Origin of the sequence: Alteripontixanthobacter muriae, assembly GCF_013336795.1 — a bacterium.
GTDB classification, from domain to species: domain Bacteria; phylum Pseudomonadota; class Alphaproteobacteria; order Sphingomonadales; family Sphingomonadaceae; genus Pseudopontixanthobacter; species Pseudopontixanthobacter muriae.
In genome coordinates this window covers 84,083-99,790 of sequence record NZ_JAAFZT010000022.1, presented here as the reverse complement: position 1 = coordinate 99,790, position 15,708 = coordinate 84,083, and the positions used below count along the sequence as shown (strand labels likewise).

General features: G+C 63.0%; 14 protein-coding genes. 12 read left to right on the top strand and 2 right to left on the bottom strand.

What is annotated here, in order from left to right; genetic code table 11:
* Nucleotides 1–57: 57 nt before the first annotated feature.
* Entirely contained in the window at nt 58–2,853 is a 2,796-nt protein-coding gene (locus G7A66_RS07850) for a DUF3857 domain-containing protein (RefSeq protein WP_174295135.1), read from the bottom strand.
* A 236-nt stretch (nt 2,854–3,089) separates the two neighbouring features.
* Here G7A66_RS07850 and purB point away from each other — a divergent pair, with 236 nt between their 5' ends.
* From purB to G7A66_RS07805, 9 genes are all read left to right on the top strand, one after another.
* Nucleotides 3,090–4,400 carry an adenylosuccinate lyase gene (gene purB, locus G7A66_RS07845; protein ID WP_174295134.1) on the top strand — a complete coding sequence of 437 codons (1,311 nt, stop codon included), beginning with the start codon at nt 3,090–3,092 and terminating at the stop codon, nt 4,398–4,400.
* 70 nt (nt 4,401–4,470) lie between these two features.
* Nucleotides 4,471–4,926 (top strand): LapA family protein, encoded by a 456-nt coding sequence (locus G7A66_RS07840; protein WP_174295133.1) that lies wholly within the window; start codon nt 4,471–4,473, stop codon nt 4,924–4,926.
* Nucleotides 4,923–5,609, top strand: a complete 687-nt coding sequence (pyrF, locus tag G7A66_RS07835; protein ID WP_174295132.1) for an orotidine-5'-phosphate decarboxylase — start codon at nt 4,923–4,925, stop codon at nt 5,607–5,609. The genes G7A66_RS07840 and pyrF overlap by 4 nt, the downstream gene beginning before the upstream one ends.
* Entirely contained in the window at nt 5,609–6,403 is a 795-nt protein-coding gene (gene bla, locus G7A66_RS07830; protein WP_174295131.1) for a subclass B1 metallo-beta-lactamase, read from the top strand. Before pyrF ends, bla begins: the two co-directional genes overlap by 1 nt.
* Before the next feature lie 6 nt (nt 6,404–6,409).
* Nucleotides 6,410–7,045 (top strand): phosphoribosylanthranilate isomerase, encoded by a 636-nt coding sequence (locus tag G7A66_RS07825; RefSeq protein ID WP_174295130.1) that lies wholly within the window; start codon nt 6,410–6,412, stop codon nt 7,043–7,045.
* An 8-nt stretch (nt 7,046–7,053) separates the two neighbouring features.
* Complete coding sequence (gene trpB / locus G7A66_RS07820) at nt 7,054–8,268, top strand: tryptophan synthase subunit beta (protein ID WP_232366739.1); 1,215 nt, start codon at nt 7,054–7,056, stop codon at nt 8,266–8,268.
* Nucleotides 8,265–9,053, top strand: coding sequence for a tryptophan synthase subunit alpha (gene trpA / locus G7A66_RS07815; RefSeq protein WP_174295128.1), 789 nt, complete (start codon nt 8,265–8,267; stop codon nt 9,051–9,053). The genes trpB and trpA overlap by 4 nt, the downstream gene beginning before the upstream one ends.
* A 1-nt stretch (nt 9,054) precedes the next feature.
* Nucleotides 9,055–9,903, top strand: coding sequence for an acetyl-CoA carboxylase, carboxyltransferase subunit beta (accD, locus tag G7A66_RS07810; protein WP_174295127.1), 849 nt, complete (start codon nt 9,055–9,057; stop codon nt 9,901–9,903).
* Between the two features lie 7 nt (nt 9,904–9,910).
* Nucleotides 9,911–11,221: a bifunctional folylpolyglutamate synthase/dihydrofolate synthase gene (locus G7A66_RS07805; RefSeq protein ID WP_174295126.1), complete on the top strand. Its 1,311-nt coding sequence runs from the start codon at nt 9,911–9,913 to the stop codon at nt 11,219–11,221.
* Nucleotides 11,222–11,227: 6 nt separating this feature from the next.
* On the opposite strand, the gene G7A66_RS07800 is transcribed toward G7A66_RS07805, so the two are convergent.
* Nucleotides 11,228–12,940: an AmpG family muropeptide MFS transporter gene (locus G7A66_RS07800; RefSeq protein ID WP_174295125.1), complete on the bottom strand. Its 1,713-nt coding sequence runs from the start codon at nt 12,938–12,940 to the stop codon at nt 11,228–11,230.
* 73 nt (nt 12,941–13,013) lie between these two features.
* Here G7A66_RS07800 and G7A66_RS07795 point away from each other — a divergent pair, with 73 nt between their 5' ends.
* From G7A66_RS07795 to rsmD, 3 genes are read left to right on the top strand one after another with little or no spacing between them, the layout of a single operon-like run.
* Nucleotides 13,014–14,198, top strand: a complete 1,185-nt coding sequence (locus G7A66_RS07795) for an aromatic ring-hydroxylating oxygenase subunit alpha (RefSeq protein WP_232366738.1) — start codon at nt 13,014–13,016, stop codon at nt 14,196–14,198.
* 39 nt (nt 14,199–14,237) lie between these two features.
* Entirely contained in the window at nt 14,238–15,074 is an 837-nt protein-coding gene (locus G7A66_RS07790) for a pseudouridine synthase (RefSeq protein WP_174295124.1), read from the top strand.
* A complete protein-coding gene (rsmD, locus tag G7A66_RS07785) occupies nt 15,071–15,646 on the top strand; it encodes a 16S rRNA (guanine(966)-N(2))-methyltransferase RsmD (RefSeq protein ID WP_174295123.1) in 576 nt (191 codons plus the stop codon). Before G7A66_RS07790 ends, rsmD begins: the two co-directional genes overlap by 4 nt.
* Nucleotides 15,647–15,708: the final 62 nt, after the last annotated feature.

Below are 15,708 nucleotides of genomic sequence, written 5' to 3'. Positions count from 1 at the left end.
GGTACGTGTCGCTGCGCACAAAAGGCCTTATCTGACCCGCCGCACCCTAGCCTGCGATCAGATCTTGGGCTTGATCCCCCAACCGGCGAAATTGTCACGCAGAGCGGGCCATTGCCGCAATGCAGCCTCCACGTCGGCCTTGCCGCCCTTGTCTCCGCTGTTCAGCCGGACCACCCCGCGCAGGTATCGCGAAGAACCCTGAGCGGGAGCAAGCCTCAGAACCTCGTCGAGGTCGGCAAGAGCCTCCGGCAGATTGCCCAGGCGGTAATGCACCAGCGCCCGGCTATCCATGGGGGCGGCTGCGTTTCTCGCGCTTTCGACGGCTCGTGTGCAGACCTCCAGCGCCTTGTCCAGTGCCGCAGCGAAGCGTCCGCGATACCAGCAGTCGGTATTCAGTATCTGGGCGGAAGCGTCGCGCGCCGCAGCCCGTTCGGCAATGATCTTCAGCCCTTCGTCCTCGCGCCCAGCCTCTGCCAGAATGTCGGCACGCGAGCCGGCGACGGTGTCGAGCGTCTCCTGCGACACCGGCAGAGCATCCAGAAGCTCGAGCGCTTCCTCGGTTCGGCCCATTGCGCCAAGTTGCACCGCTACCTCGGCGCCGATGGCCAGATCGGGCTGAAGGTCGTAAGCTGCACGCAGGTCGGCGAGGCTGCTTTCCTGAAGACCCAGCGCACTGGCAGCTTGTGCCCGCTCTAGGTACAGATCAGCCGTCGGTTCATGCTCGATCACGCTTGCGTAATCCGCCATCGCGCTTTCGTAATCGAAATATGTCGCCGCGAAACGCGCCCGCGAAAGCAGCGGGTTGTAATCGTCATCCTGTGCTTCGGCCACGGCCTGATCGTGCAGCTTCGCTATGGGCGCAAGCCTGCGGCTCAGTTCGGCCTCGGGATAGTCCCAGCGCCATTTCACATCTTGCGGTGCAAGCACGCGGAAGTCGGCATTTGCGAGCGCCAGAACCGCCTGTTTCTGCCCAGGGATCTCCTCGGGTGCGATTTCTCCGAGCATCCAGGTGACATCGTCAGATACGGTCAGAAGAGCGCCATCCTGGCTGAACGTACGGCGGTAAAGGGTGTTGGCAGCCGTGGTATCGACATTGCCCTCACCCTCCACGCGGTAATTCGCGCCGCCGTCGGGCAGGGTCATCGCAATGGTCCATCGCTGGCGTCTCGGGCCGTATGTCGCCACGGGAATGTCGCGCCACGCAGATCGGGCACGGTCAGCCGTGAATTCTCCACCGCCGGTCAGGATTTTCAGGTCTGAAGATATTTCGCCGCCGTCATAGCCGAAGGCGGGGGGCGCCACTCCGACGAAGTTCAACGTGCCCACAGCCGCTTCGTCGTCATAGTCCAGATCGACCGAGACGATCTGTCCACCGTCCATCCTGTTCGCACCAATGGTACGGGCCAGTTCGCGGCGAGCATCCTCATCTGCCGCATCGACGAATCTCTCGATGTCCGCGCTGCTTACTCCGGCGAAGTGCATCGTCATTTTGACGACGGACGGCAGATCGAAACCTGCAGACTGGTCCAGTCGAATGTCGACGATGTTGTCGGGATATGGCTGCGCCCTCTGGGTCATGGGCACCAGATCGGCACCTTCGGCCAGGAGAGGCAAGGCGTAGTGGAATGCCGGCACTTCACCGATATTCGTTATTCGCGTCGCCGTGCTGGTTCCGTCGAGCCAGTAATCCTTGCCGCCGATATTCGCCCGCACGATCATGTGGTCGAAATTGCCCGGCATGGGCAGCAGTTCAGGCACAGCATCGCCCCCCTCGGTGGTCACCAGCACCGGGTCGGCAGCAATGCCCATCTGGCGCAGCATGGCCGTCAGCAGAACGGATTTTGCCTTGCAGTCGCCGTAACGCTTCGCCCAGGTATCGTCGGCGTCCTGCGGCAGGTAGTTGCCGCCGTCCAGCCCGTCGAGCAGATAGCTTATTTCGTCCTGAACCACCCGCGTCGCCATCGCCGCACGCTCCAGCGGATCGGAGGTCGCCGCCATGATCTGCGCCACCTCGGCCGCCGCTTCTCCATCCGCAGCGATCTTTGCCGCCGCGATGTAGTGGGGTGCCATGCTGCGCGACAGATCCTGCCAGCCATCATAGGTCGACATGCGGACCATGCTGGGACGGTTGAATCGCGAAGGCGCGTCTTCGGGCACCGGGTCGCGCTTCGCCAGCGGAAAGTCGGCGCGAAGCCAGCGATAGCCGTTTCGAAGTTCCGGCTCAGGCAGATCCGCATCCGGCCCCGACTGCCATCTCAAATCCAGATCGGCGGGCCAGCTGGCCACCATCTTGCCGGTTCCGATCCGGTAGGGCGCGGAAGGCAGATATTGATAGGCCTGCATGTCCTTGCCCATTGCCTGATCGCTGACCGTGACCGAGTGGATCAGTCGCAACACGTCGCCTTGCTTCAGACCGGGTACGGCAAGCGTGGCCGTGAGTTCGCCGTCGAGCAGACGGTTTTCGAGGTCGCGCTCACGCCTGATCACCTCGAAGGTCTCACCGGCGGCGAGCAGGTCGATCGTTTCTCCACCGCGCAGGATCTGAAGCGCATGGATGAAGAGGTCGCCCTTGTCGGGCATCCATTCGAGCTGCAGCGTTCCCTCGGCGGTCAGCGAATCGCCATTGTCGATTCGCACGGCGCGGTCACGATAGGACTGCACCTTCCCGTCCTCCAGCCGGTGCTGCCAGACCAGCAGCACTTCGGCAGGGCCTTTTTCATCGCCTTGCGACACGATCTGCTGCGGTTCGACCCATTCCGGTGCATCTTCGTAGCGGACGGTCTCGCCGGCCAGCGCTGGCGCGGCAATCGCAATTGCGGGCAGACTCGCCCAGTAACGCCAAACCCCAGCCATATGTGCCCCAATTCCATTTAACCCCTGTAGAGCACCGTTCAACCACGAAAATGGTGACCTTACAATTATCAAATTCTGGCTGTTCGGCGATATTGTGGCGCAGTGGCCGTCGTTCCTGCGCCTGTTGCTCTTGCGCTGGAAGCCAGACACCCTTAGCCGCGCACACGGTGCAGCACGGCCTGCCCCGCTGCGCCTGCCGATCTTCAACCCTCCGCGACGTTCAGAACGGAAACATCATGGTCCCCCGCTACGCCCGCCCGCAAATGTCCGCCATCTGGGAAGCGGAAGCCCGGTATCGCATCTGGTTCGAGATCGAGGCGCATGCCACCACGAAGCTCGGGCAATTGGGCGTGGTGCCGGAAAGCGCGGGCAAGGCGCTGTGGGACTGGTGGAACACGAACCCTGTGATCGATGTCGAGGCTATCGACGCGATCGAGGCCGTGACGAAACACGACGTCATCGCCTTCCTGACGTGGGTTTCGGAACAGGTGGGCGAGGAAGCCCGCTTCATGCACCAGGGCATGACCTCGTCCGACGTGCTCGACACGACTCTGGCGATCCAGCTGGCACGTGCTTCCGATATCCTGCTCGAGGATCTGGACCTTCTTCTCGCCGCGCTGAAGAACCGTGCGGAAGAGCACAAATACACGCCGACCATAGGCCGCAGTCACGGCATTCATGCCGAACCGGTCACCTTCGGGTTGAAGCTGGCGCAGGCCTATGCCGAATTCAAGCGCTGCCGCCAGCGGCTGGTGAATGCGCGGGCGGAAATCGCGACCTGCGCAATATCGGGTGCGGTCGGGACCTTCGCCAATATCGACCCTGCGGTCGAGGCGCATGTGGCGGAGCGGCTGGGCCTCGCGGTCGAACCCGTCTCCACGCAGGTGATCCCGCGCGACCGCCACGCCATGTACTTCGCCACGCTGGCGGTCATCGCCGGTTCCATCGAACGGCTGGCGGTCGAAATTCGCCATCTGCAAAGGACTGAGGTTCTGGAAGCCGAGGAGTATTTCTCGCCCGGTCAGAAGGGTTCGAGTGCGATGCCGCACAAGCGCAATCCGATCCTCACGGAGAATCTGACCGGCCAGGCGCGCATGATCCGCGCCTATGCCTTGCCGGCGCTGGAGAATGTCGCCCTTTGGCACGAGCGCGATATTTCGCATTCGAGCGTCGAGCGCTTCATCGGGCCGGACGCGACCATCACCCTCGACTTCGCGCTCGCCCGCCTGACCGGTGTCGTGGACAAGCTGCTGGTCTATCCCGAACGGATGCAGGCCAATCTCGACCGGATGGGCGGCCTCGTCCATTCGCAGCGCGTGCTGCTGGCCCTTACGCAAGCCGGCGTCTCGCGAGAGGATGCCTATGCCATCGTCCAGCGCAATGCGATGAAGGTGTGGGAATCCGACGGGCGGCTCAGCCTTCTGCAATTGCTCAAGGACGACAGCCAGGTCACCGCCGCGCTTTCCGATAAGGAACTGGAAGAGAAATTCGACCTCGATTACCATTTCCGCGAAGTGGACACGATCTTTGCCCGGGTCTTCGACTGAACGCCCTGCTTTCCAAAAAGAATGAAGCGGCCTAGCATCGCTGCCAATAGAAACGACCGGAGCGTTCAGAATGCAGGTTTTCCGTACCATCGCCTGGGGTCTTTTGCTGTTCGGCCTGCTGCTATTCTCCTTTGCGAACTGGGACCAGAAGGTCGCGGTTCAGATCTGGAGCGATCTGGTGGTGGAAACCAACATCCCCGCCATCGTCATCATCTCGTTCCTGCTCGGCTTCATCCCGCTGTGGCTGTTCCATCGCGGTGTCAAATGGCGACTGTCTCGCCGTATTGCGCATCTGGAGAACGAAATGCGCCCGGCAGCCACAGACGACACAGTTCCGGTTGCCGCCCACGATAATGCTGCGCCTGCTCTGGACGAGCCTGTCGTCACCGACCATGAAACCGCGCGCGACCGCTACACCCCCATCGCGCCCAATGCCGACACTGCTCCGCGCCCCGTCCGACATGACAGGGACGGCCTGACAGTCGATCAGGACGAAATTTCCGCGCGGCCTCGGGACAGCGAATGAGCCATCCCGTCTATCTTGCGCTGGACCTCCCCAGCCTCGGCGCTGCCACCGATCTCGCCCGCAAGGTGAAAGCGCATGTGGGCGGGCTGAAGCTCGGCCTCGAGTTCTTCTGCGCTCATGGCAGCCACGGCGTGCATGAGGTGGCCAAGATCGGCCTGCCTATTTTTCTCGACCTGAAACTGCATGACATTCCCAACACCGTCGCAGGCGCGATGCAGGCCGTGAACGTGCTGGAGCCCGCCATCGTGACCGTCCACGCCAGTGGAGGCCGGGCGATGATGGAAGATGCCAAGGCCGCGGCACGCGAGAATACGAAAGTCGTTGCCGTGACCATGCTGACCAGCCTCGACGAACGGGACATGGCCCGCACGGGAATGATGGGCAGCGCGCATGATCAAGTGCTGCGTCTGGCCGAACTGGCCCGGACGGCCGGCCTGGATGGCATCGTGTGCTCCGGGCATGAGATTGCCGCCGTTCACCGGGAGTGGAAAGACGGTTTTTTCGTCGTTCCGGGTCTGCGTCCGGAAGCGACCGGGTCGACTTCTGGCGGGGCTGACCAAAAGCGCGTGGTGACGCCGCGCGCGGCCCGCGATGCAGGTGCCAGCGTGCTCGTCGTCGGGCGGCCGATCAGCCGCGCTGCCGACCCGTTGCAGGCTGCTCGTGATATCGAGGCGACGCTTTGATGAAGCGGCTTGCGAAAAGTGCGTTCCTCGCCACCGCGGCATCGATGCTTTCGGCTTGTTATCAGATGCCGGGCGATGCCTACCGTCTCGCAGAAACCCGCCAGACCTATGCTTCCGAGACCTTCGGCGAAGTCGTTTTCAGCCGCATTTCCGACGATGTGGTCATGCATACCAGCACCCTCGATCTTCCCGGAATGGGGCCAGTGCGCTCCAATGGGCTGATCGTCATTGCTGATGGCCGCAGCATCCTGGTGGATACAGCCTGGAGCGATGCGCAGACCCGCAACATTCTGGATTACGCCGAACAGGTGCTGGAAGCGCCGGTCAGCGATGCCGTGGTCACCCACGCGCATCAGGACAAGATGGGCGGCATTGGCGCGCTGAAAGCTGCGGGCATCACCAGCTGGGCGCATCCGCTGACCAACAGCGAGGCAGTTTCCCAGGAACTTCTGCCAGCGGAAAGAACGCTCACCTTTGATCGGGGTTGGGCGGTGGGGCCGTCGCGCCATCAACTGGCACCGCTTGCCATCTATTATCCCGGCGGCGGTCACACGGTCGACAACATCACGGTCGGGATCGAAGGCACCAATATCGCTTTCGGTGGATGCCTGATCAAGGGGAGCGATGCGCAGACCCTCGGCAACCTCAGCGATGCGGATGTCCGAAACTATGCGTCGTCCGCGCGCAACTTCGGCGCCGCGTTTCCGGCGGCTGACACCATTCTGGTCAGTCACTCACCGCCGCAGGGCCGCCGCGCCATTGTTCACACGATTGCTCTCGCGGAACGGCTCTGATCCGCGATGGCAGCAGAGATCAAGATATGCGGCATTGCGGCACCCGACGCGCTCGAGGCGGCCATCAAGGCCCGCGCCGAATACGCTGGCTTCGTCTTCTATCCGCCTTCTCCCCGTAATCTGGCGCCCAAAGTCGCAGGCGATCTGGCCCGCCGAGCAGGCGACCGGATCCGCCGCATAGGTCTGTTCGTCGATGCTGACGACACACTTCTGAACGAGTCGGTGGAAGCAGCCGATCTCAACGGCATACAGCTTCATGGGTCAGAGCCGCCCGCCCGCGTTGCCGAGGTAAAGGCGCGCTTCGGCCTTCCCGTGTGGAAGGCCCTGCCGGTTGCCAGCAGCAACGATGTCGCGGCGGCGGAAAAGTATGAAGGCGCTGCCGACCTCATCTTGTTCGACGCCAGGACACCGAAAGGGGCTCTGCCGGGCGGGATGGGGCTGGCATTCGACTGGAGCCTGCTCACCGCATGGCGCGGGCGTATGTTCTGGGGTCTGGCGGGCGGATTGACACCTGACAATGTCGCGGACGCACTCCGCCGCACCAAGGCTCCGCTGGTCGATACTTCCTCGGGCGTCGAGAGCGCGCCTGGCGTCAAGGATGTGGACAGGATTGCCGCCTTCTGCAAAGCGGCACGGCGATGAGCAAGCCAATGACAGAGACGCCCAATTCCTTCCGCGCCCAGCCGGACGAGGCAGGCCATTTCGGCGAATATGGCGGACGCTATGTCGCCGAAACGCTGATGCCGCTGGTGCTGGATCTTGAGCGCGAATACCGCGCCGCGCAAGCCGATCCCGCCTTTCGCGAACAGTTCGACGATCTGCTGGAACATTATGTCGGCAGGCCCAGCCCACTTTATTTCGCGGAACGGCTGACCGAGGCGCTCGGCGGCGCGCAGGTCTGGTTCAAGCGCGACGAGCTCAACCACACCGGCGCGCACAAGATCAACAATTGCATCGGGCAGATCCTGCTGGCGATCCGCATGGGCAAGACGCGGATCATCGCCGAAACCGGCGCGGGCCAGCACGGCGTGGCCACGGCTACGGTCTGCGCGCGCTTCGGCCTTCCCTGCACCATTTACATGGGCGCGACCGACGTCGTCCGCCAGCAGCCCAATGTCTTCCGCATGAAGCTGCTCGGGGCAGAAGTCGTGCCCGTGACCAGTGGCGCTGCGACGCTGAAGGATGCGATGAACGAAGGCATGCGCGACTGGGTCGCGAATGTGCACGATACATTCTACATCATCGGCACCGCCGCCGGGCCACACCCATATCCGGAGATGGTGCGCGATTTCCAATCGATCATCGGACGCGAAGCGCGCGAACAGATGCAGGGACGGGTCGGTCGCCTGCCCGATCTGCTGGTCGCCTGCATCGGCGGCGGAAGTAATGCCCTGGGTCTGTTCCATCCGTTCCTCGACGACCGCGACGTGAAGATGCTGGGAGTCGAGGCTGCGGGCCATGGGCTGGACGGGACCGAACATGCAGCGTCCCTGCTCGGCGGGTCGCCCGGGGTGCTGCATGGCAACCGCACCTACCTGCTGCAGGACGAGGACGGGCAAATTACGGAAGGCCATTCGATCAGTGCCGGGCTGGACTATCCCGGCATTGGCCCGGAACATGCGTGGCTGAAGGACAGTGGCCGCGTCGAATACACCGCCGTGACCGACGACGAAGCGCTGCAAGCGTTCCAGCTGCTCTGCCGCACCGAGGGCATCATCCCCGCGCTGGAACCCAGCCATGCGATTGCCGCCGTGCAGAAGCGCGCCAAGGACATGCCGAAGGACAGCATCATCCTCGCCAATCTGTGCGGGCGCGGAGACAAGGACATCTTCACTGTCGCTGAAAAGCTGGGAGTGGAGATTTGAGCGAACGGCTCGCTTCGGCTTTTGCGAAGGGACACCCCGCCCTCGTCTGTTTCCTGACGGCTGGCGACGGTGATACCGCCGCCAATCTCGATGCGCTTGTCGCCGGCGGCGCGGATGTGATCGAGCTCGGGATGCCCTTCACCGATCCGATGGCGGATGGCAGCGCAATTCAGAACGCGAATATCCGGTCACTGGCTAAGGGTACGCGCACGGCGAACATTTTGGAAATGGCGGCTCAGTTCCGCATCCGGCATTCCGAAGTACCGCTGGTACTCATGGGCTATGCCAACCCGATGATCCGTCGCGGGCCGGAATGGTTTGCCTCCGCCGCTCATGAAGCCGGCGTCGATGGCGTGATCTGCGTCGATATACCGCCGGAAGAGGATGAGGCGCTCGGCCCCGCATTGCGCGCCAAGGGCATCGCCCCGATCCGTCTCGCCACTCCGACAACTGATGCGAAGCGTCTGCCACGGGTGCTGGAGGGATCTAGCGGCTTTCTGTATTACGTCTCCGTCGCCGGCATCACCGGCAAGCAGCAAGCCGCGCAGGCCAGCATCGAGGATGCGGTGGCCCGGTTGAAGTCCGCGACTGACCTTCCTGTGGCAGTCGGCTTCGGCGTGCGTACGCCCGAGCAGGCGGGCGCGATAGCCCGGGTTGCCGATGGTGTCGTGGTCGGTTCCGCTCTGGTCGAACTGGTTGCGGAACATGGCGAGGCGGCGCCGGAACATCTCCGCACCCTCACCGCATCACTGGCGCAGGCGGTCCACGCCGCGCGAAAGGTTTGACATGAGCTGGTTCAACAAAGTTCGCAATTCTCTGCCGTTTCTGCCGAAGCGGGAATCGCCCGATACATTGTGGATCAAATGTCCCGGATGTCAGGAAATGATCTTCGCAAGGGAATATCACGATAATCTCGAGGTATGCCCGAGGTGCGACCACCATGGCCGGATCGGTGCAGACCGCCGCCTGGAGCAGATGCTCGATGCTGGGTACGAAGTGCTTCCGCAGCCGGAGGTGCGTGAAGATCCCCTGAAGTTCCGCGACACCAAGCCATATGTCCAGCGGCTGAAGCAAGCTCGGGCGAAGAACCCGCACCGCGATGCCTATACGGTGGGTTCGGGGATGATCGAGGGCAACCCCGCCGTGATCGGCGTGCAGGATTTCGGCTTCATGGGCGGCAGCATGGGCATGGCCGTGGGCACTGCGTTCTGTGCCGGCGCGCAGCGGGCGCTGGAACGCGGCTGCGCCTATATCGTGGTCACGGCAGCGGGCGGCGCGCGGATGCAGGAAGGCATCCTCAGCCTGATGCAAATGCCCAAGGCGACGGTGATGACGCGCCGCCTTCGCGAGGCTGGCCTGCCTTATATCGTGGTGCTGACCGATCCGACGACCGGCGGTGTCACTGCAAGCTATGCCATGCTGGGCGATGTGCAGATCGCAGAACCCGGCGCGCTTATCGGCTTTGCCGGCCAGCGGGTCATTCAGGATACCATCCGCGAAAAGCTGCCCGAAGGTTTCCAGCGCGCGGAGTATCTGCATCGCCACGGCATGGTCGACATGGTGGTGGAGCGCGGCAATCTGCGCAGCACATTGGCGACGATGCTGGACTATCTTCAGCCTCGCGCGGCAGCCTGAATCTGAAATGCCCGGCGCGGGCGGCGATTTCGCACGGTCCGACAATCCCGCCGTGCAAGAGCAACTGGACAGGTTGGCAGCGCTCAGCGTCCCGCAAGGGCGGCTCGGGACTGACACTATCCGGACGCTGCTTGGACGGCTAGGCAATCCGCAGGACCGCTTGCCTCCTGTTTTCCACGTTGCCGGAACCAATGGCAAAGGATCGACCTGCGCCTTCCTGCGCGCGATGATGGAGGCCGAGGGCCTGCGCGTCCACGCCGCGATCAGCCCGCATCTGGTGCGCTACAACGAACGCATCCGATTGGCCGGCACGCTGATCGACGACGCCGCTCTTGCCTCGGTTCTGGCCGAGGTTCTGGATGCCGGTGCCGATCTGGCACCCAGCTTCTTCGAGGCGACTGTCGCGGCGACTCTGCTGGAATTCGCGCGTACTCCGGCCGATGCCTGTGTCGTAGAGGTCGGCCTCGGAGGGCGTTTCGACGCGACGAATGTCTTCGAAAGCCCGGCCGCTTGTGGCATCGCCACGCTCGGCATCGATCATGAACAGTTCCTTCTGCTGCCGGAAGCAGGAACGCCCGAAGTGCCGCTGGCGCGCATCGCTTTTGAAAAGGCTGGCATCGTTCGCCCGGGCTCGAGCCTCGTGACCCTGTCCTATCCGCCGGAAGCGGAACTTGAGGTCGAACGCGCGGCCATGGCAGCGGGCGCACCGCTCGCCATGCGGGGTCGGCATTGGACCTCAAGTGCAGACGATCTCTTCCTTGAATATCAGGACCGGCACGGGCGTTTGACCCTGCCGGTTCCGTCGCTGCCTGGCGCGCATCAGGCAGACAATGCCGCTCTCGCTGCCGCGATGTTGCGGCATCAGGATTTCATCACCGTATCGCCGGAAGCGATGGCCGCAGGCATTCGCAAGGCGAAATGGCCTGGGCGCTTGCAGGCCATCAGGACCGGTCCTTTGGCAGTAGCCGCGACTGGTCACGAATTATGGCTCGATGGTGGCCACAATCGTAACGCTGGCGAAGCTGTCGCCCGGCACTTCGCCGAGCAGCACCTGCATCTTGTTATCGGCATGCTCGCCAACAAGGACCCCGGGGCGTTGATCGATGCGCTGGACGATAGGCTGGTCAGCATTACGGCCGTTCCGGTTCCGGGGCATGACTATCATCAATCGGAAAACTACGGCAGCCGAGTGCGGATGGCCGATGATGTTTTCGTCGCCTTGCAAGCTATCCCTCCAGACGGCCTTCCGGTGCTGATCGGCGGGTCCCTTTATCTCGCCGGAGACGTCCTGCGACTGTCGGGAGAAATCCCCTATTAAGGCCGGTCAGGCTGCTGCAATCCCCCGATCGGGAACAACGACCCCCGACTTGGCTCCTAGCCGGGCGATGCGTACCCACTCCACGATGCACAGGAACACGGCGAACATGCCGATTGCAGTCGTCAGGATGAACACGTCGTAATAGCCCTGCACCTCGATCATCTTGCCCAAGGCGCCGCGCCCCAATGTGCCCACCAGCAATGTCAGTGAAGAGAGCAGCGCATATTGCACGGCGCTAAAGCCTTTGGACACGATGGAGGAGAGATAGGCCACGAAAGCGGCCCCTGCTATTCCGACGGCGATATTCTCTCCCGCGATCGCCATCATCAGCTTAGCAAGGCGGGCATCGCCGCCGGTCTGCGTAACCAGCCATGTAAAGCCTGTCGCGTTGCTGACCGCTTCCATGGTCTGGCCGCCAAGCGCGAGATCGGCGTAGAGCAGGTTGGTCGCAGCGGCCAGGAACGCGCCGAGCGTCAGCGTCAGCATTCGTCCGATTGCGGTCAGCAAATAGCCACCGAGCGCCAGCCCGAGGATCAGCGCACCCACGCCGAAGAACTTCGATGCGACAGCAACCTCGTCCTTCGTATATTGCAGCTCACCCAGGTAGAATGGATAGGCGAAGCTACCCCAGATCGCGTCGGTGATCCGGTAGGTGAGCACAAGGGCGAACACGATGATCAGCGCCCAGCCGAGACGGCCCACGAAATCGGTCAGCGGCAGGATCAGAGCCCGGTAAAGATGGTCCATTGCCCGCTCGCCGGTCGTCGCGGCAGGCCGGGTTTCCCGCACCAGATGCTGGCCGGACCGCTGCATCTTGACCAGCCAAGCCGCTATCAACGAGGGCAGAACGACGGTCGCCACGACGATCAGCGGCCCCATGGTCGAGATGAATTCGACCGAATCCGGCCTCGCTTCGGGATCGCTGCCGAGCGATCGGACCATGAACACCCCGACGGTTACCAATGCCCAGCCCCAGAGCAGCCCCACGGCGCCAAGGGCGATGCCGCGCACGCGTGGGGTCAACTCGCCCTCGTTGCGCATGGCGAGCATGGCATCGGCATCTTCCGCATCGGGTGCGGAGGCATCCGTATCGGGCGCCCATAGTCCTGCGAAGCCAACCAGCAGCATGACGCCGCCCATCACGAGGTAAACGGTCGGCCAGTCGGTGCGCTCGGCAAGGAAAAGGGCTAGCGCCCCGCCCACCAGCGCGGCCACGCGGTAGCCCATCTGGTAAACCGTGGAAAGAATGTCGATCGTGGCAACATCGTCCGCGACATCGACGCGCCATGCATCGATTACCACGTCCTGCGTCGCGCTGGCGAAAGCCCCGATCCCCGCCAGCAGCGAAAACACGCCCAACGCGCCGAGCGGGTCCAGCGTGGACAGGATCACCAGGATCGCGCCCAGCAGGATCTGGGCCGTCACAATCCATTGCTTGCGCTTGCCCAACCGGCGCAGTCCCGGAATATCCACGCGGTCGAGCGCTGGCGACCAGAGGAATTTGAAAGCATAGGCCAGGCCGATCAGCGAGAACACGCCCATCGTCTCCAGATCGACCTCGGCGTCGGACAGCCAGGCATATAGCGTGCCCAGCAGCAGGGCATAAGGCAGACCAGCGGCAAAGCCGAACAGTAGCATATAGGCGGTTTTCGGATGCTTCAGCGCCCGCAACACCCTGCGCCAACCAGGCTTGCCGTCCTGTTCCGCCGTTTCTGCCATATACGCCCGTCCCTTTTTTCGTGTCGCGATCTGATGTAGCCTTAACAACGCGCTCGATTAAGGGAACCCCGCAATGAACGACAGCCGAACACCCGTCATCGGCAACCAGCCGGCAATCGGCGGCAATCCGACCGCGGGCATGCTCGCCCTGGCCCAAAGGATCGCTGAAGGCGGGGGTAGCGGCGACGAATCTCGACAGATCCGCCATGTGCCAGCGAGCGTCTATACCGAACCTGCGCATTGGTTGCGCGAGAAAGCTGCGCTGTTCGACCGGATGCCGCAGGTCATCGCACCTTCGGCCCTGCTTCCCGAACCGGGCATGGCGGTGCCGCATGACGCCACCGGGCGTCCCCTGCTCATCACGCGCGACAAGCAGGGAGACATACACGTGTTCCTGAATGTCTGCCGGCATCGCGGCACGAAGCTGGTGGAAGGAACCGAGGTGCAATGCGCCGGTCGCCTCGTCTGCCCCTACCACGCCTGGACCTACAGGCTTGACGGTGCCCTGATCGCCCTGCCCCGGCCAGACACCTTTCCGGAATTGAACAAAAGCGACTTCGGACTTGTCGAACTGCCTTCGCGCGAAACCGGCGGTCTCATCTGGTTCTCTCCTGCCCAAGACGCCGATTTCACCCATGCGGAAGCCTTGGGTGAGGATTTCGACGCACTCGGCATGGCGGACCATGTGCTTTACAGGCGGCGAACGCACCATGTCGCGGGGAACTGGAAGCTCATCATGGATGCTTTCCTTGAAAGCTACCACGTGACGCGGCTTCATTCGCAAACGATCGGACCCTTCTTCAAGGACGGCATCACCGCAGGCGACATGATCGGTCCCCATCAGCGTTCCGCCGTCGGCCGGGCGGAGGATCTGACCGATCCGGCGGCGATGGATATGGCGGCAATGCGCCGGCACATAACCTTCGCCTACCAATTGCTGCCTGCAACAGTCATCGTGCCCAGCCCGGATTATTTTAACGTCATGGTGCTGATGCCGCACAGCGAGAAGGAGACGCTGGTAGAAGACTTCATGCTCATCCCCGAAGCGCCTCAGAACGACAAGGCACGGGCGCATTGGGAGAAGAGCTGGAACCTGCTCGACGGCGGCGTCTTCGCTTCGGAAGATTTCCGTGCTGCCGAACTCGGCCAGCAAGGGCTGACCAGCGGCGCGATATCACGGCTGTCGCTCGGCACATTGGAAAGCGGCATCCACCGCTTTCACGAGACCTTGGGCGAGATCCTGCGCGCGTCCAACTGATTGCTTGGCTCACCCCCGCTCTGTCCCTATTGCGCCTGAATGACCGACAAGACCAAAACTGACAGCTGGGATCCAGCCGCCGACCGGCCCGAGGGCCACCGCATCGCCAAGCTGCTTGCCCGCGCTGGTGTCGCCAGCCGCCGCGAAGTGGAACGAATGATCGCCGACGGGCGCGTGGCGATAGACGGTAAGGTGCTGGATACTGCGGCCACCATCATCCCCGATCTGAAGGGGGTGACCGTCGATGGCAATCCGGTCGGCAAGGCCGAAGCCACGCGCCTGTTCGTGTTTCACAAGCCCACCGGCATGTTGACGGCGGAGCGGGATTTTTCCGGCCGGCCCACCATCTACACTGCCCTGCGGAATGCCCTTCCCGCGGATGCGCCGCGGGTCATGCCCATCGGCAGGCTGGACATGAATACCGAAGGCCTGCTGCTGCTCACCAACGATGGCGAATTGAAGCGGGCAATGGAACTTCCCAGCACCGGCATGCCGCGCACCTATCGCGCCCGCACCTTCGGCGGCATTACGCAGGCGCAACTCGAAGAACTAATTCACGGCATCACCATCGAAGGCGTCCGATACGGCCGGATCGACGCCAATCTCGAACGGGGCAAAGGCGTGAACCAGTGGGTCGAACTCACCCTGACGGAAGGCAAGAACCGCGAAGTTCGGCGCGTCCTGGAGCATTTCGGGCTGGAGGTTTCGCGCCTGATGCGGCTCGCCTATGGTCCGTTCACCCTTGGCAATGTTCAGAAGGGGCGCGTGTCTGAAGTTCCGCAAAAGGATGTCGAGCGCCTGCGCAAGGAACTGTTGCGCGGAAAATCCGAGCAGGCGGCCAGATCGGGCGGCCAGCGGGCGAGCGACGCACAATGAGGATTATCGCCGGCAAGTGGCGGGGCCGCAATGTGGCGGCACCCAAGGGCGAGTTGACCCGGCCCACGGCGGACCGGATGCGCGAAACGCTCTTCAACATGCTGAACAGCCGCCTGGGTACATTCGAAGGCCTGACCGTGGCCGACATGTTCGCAGGCTCCGGTGCGCTGGGGCTGGAGGCCTTGTCGAGAGGCGCGTCCCACTGCCTTTTCGTCGAGCAGGATGAGAACGCACTCGCAACCATTCGCACCAATGTGTCCAGTTTGGGTGCAAGGCTGTCTTGCGATGTTCGCGCAGGATCCGTTCTGACGCTTGGTCCGGCGAAGGTGCCGCACGATCTCATACTGCTCGACCCGCCGTATGAAACTGGTGCCGGCCCTGTCGCGCTCGAACGGTTGCTGCGGCTGGGATGGATCGGCCCTGCCACCTGGATCGCCTTGGAAACCGGCGCAAGAGAAGACGTCCTGTTGAAGAGCTTTACCATCGAAGCCGAACGCAAGGTCGGCAAGGGCAAGCTCCGACTATTGCGCCTGCGCAGCGCTGCACATGTTGCTGGCGACGCCGACGCCTGACCATGGCATGCACACGAAAACGGGCGCCGCTTAGGGCGCCCGTTTTGCGTGACTAAGAGTTG

What these genes read in the sequence shown, in the direction of transcription:
- G7A66_RS07805 (WP_174295126.1), top strand. Translation starts at nt 9,911, where the DNA reads ATGCCCGGCGCGGGCGGCGATTTCGCACGGTCCGACAATCCCGCCGTG.
- G7A66_RS07825 (WP_174295130.1), top strand. Translation starts at nt 6,410, where the DNA reads ATGGCAGCAGAGATCAAGATATGCGGCATTGCGGCACCCGACGCGCTC.
- purB (WP_174295134.1), top strand. Translation starts at nt 3,090, where the DNA reads ATGGTCCCCCGCTACGCCCGCCCGCAAATGTCCGCCATCTGGGAAGCG.
- bla (WP_174295131.1), top strand. Translation starts at nt 5,609, where the DNA reads ATGAAGCGGCTTGCGAAAAGTGCGTTCCTCGCCACCGCGGCATCGATG.
- accD (WP_174295127.1), top strand. Translation starts at nt 9,055, where the DNA reads ATGAGCTGGTTCAACAAAGTTCGCAATTCTCTGCCGTTTCTGCCGAAG.
- G7A66_RS07790 (WP_174295124.1), top strand. Translation starts at nt 14,238, where the DNA reads ATGACCGACAAGACCAAAACTGACAGCTGGGATCCAGCCGCCGACCGG.
- pyrF (WP_174295132.1), top strand. Translation starts at nt 4,923, where the DNA reads ATGAGCCATCCCGTCTATCTTGCGCTGGACCTCCCCAGCCTCGGCGCT.
- rsmD (WP_174295123.1), top strand. Translation starts at nt 15,071, where the DNA reads ATGAGGATTATCGCCGGCAAGTGGCGGGGCCGCAATGTGGCGGCACCC.
- G7A66_RS07840 (WP_174295133.1), top strand. Translation starts at nt 4,471, where the DNA reads ATGCAGGTTTTCCGTACCATCGCCTGGGGTCTTTTGCTGTTCGGCCTG.
- G7A66_RS07850 (WP_174295135.1), bottom strand. Translation starts at nt 2,853, where the DNA reads ATGGCTGGGGTTTGGCGTTACTGGGCGAGTCTGCCCGCAATTGCGATT.
- G7A66_RS07795 (WP_232366738.1), top strand. Translation starts at nt 13,014, where the DNA reads ATGAACGACAGCCGAACACCCGTCATCGGCAACCAGCCGGCAATCGGC.
- G7A66_RS07800 (WP_174295125.1), bottom strand. Translation starts at nt 12,940, where the DNA reads ATGGCAGAAACGGCGGAACAGGACGGCAAGCCTGGTTGGCGCAGGGTG.
- trpB (WP_232366739.1), top strand. Translation starts at nt 7,054, where the DNA reads ATGACAGAGACGCCCAATTCCTTCCGCGCCCAGCCGGACGAGGCAGGC.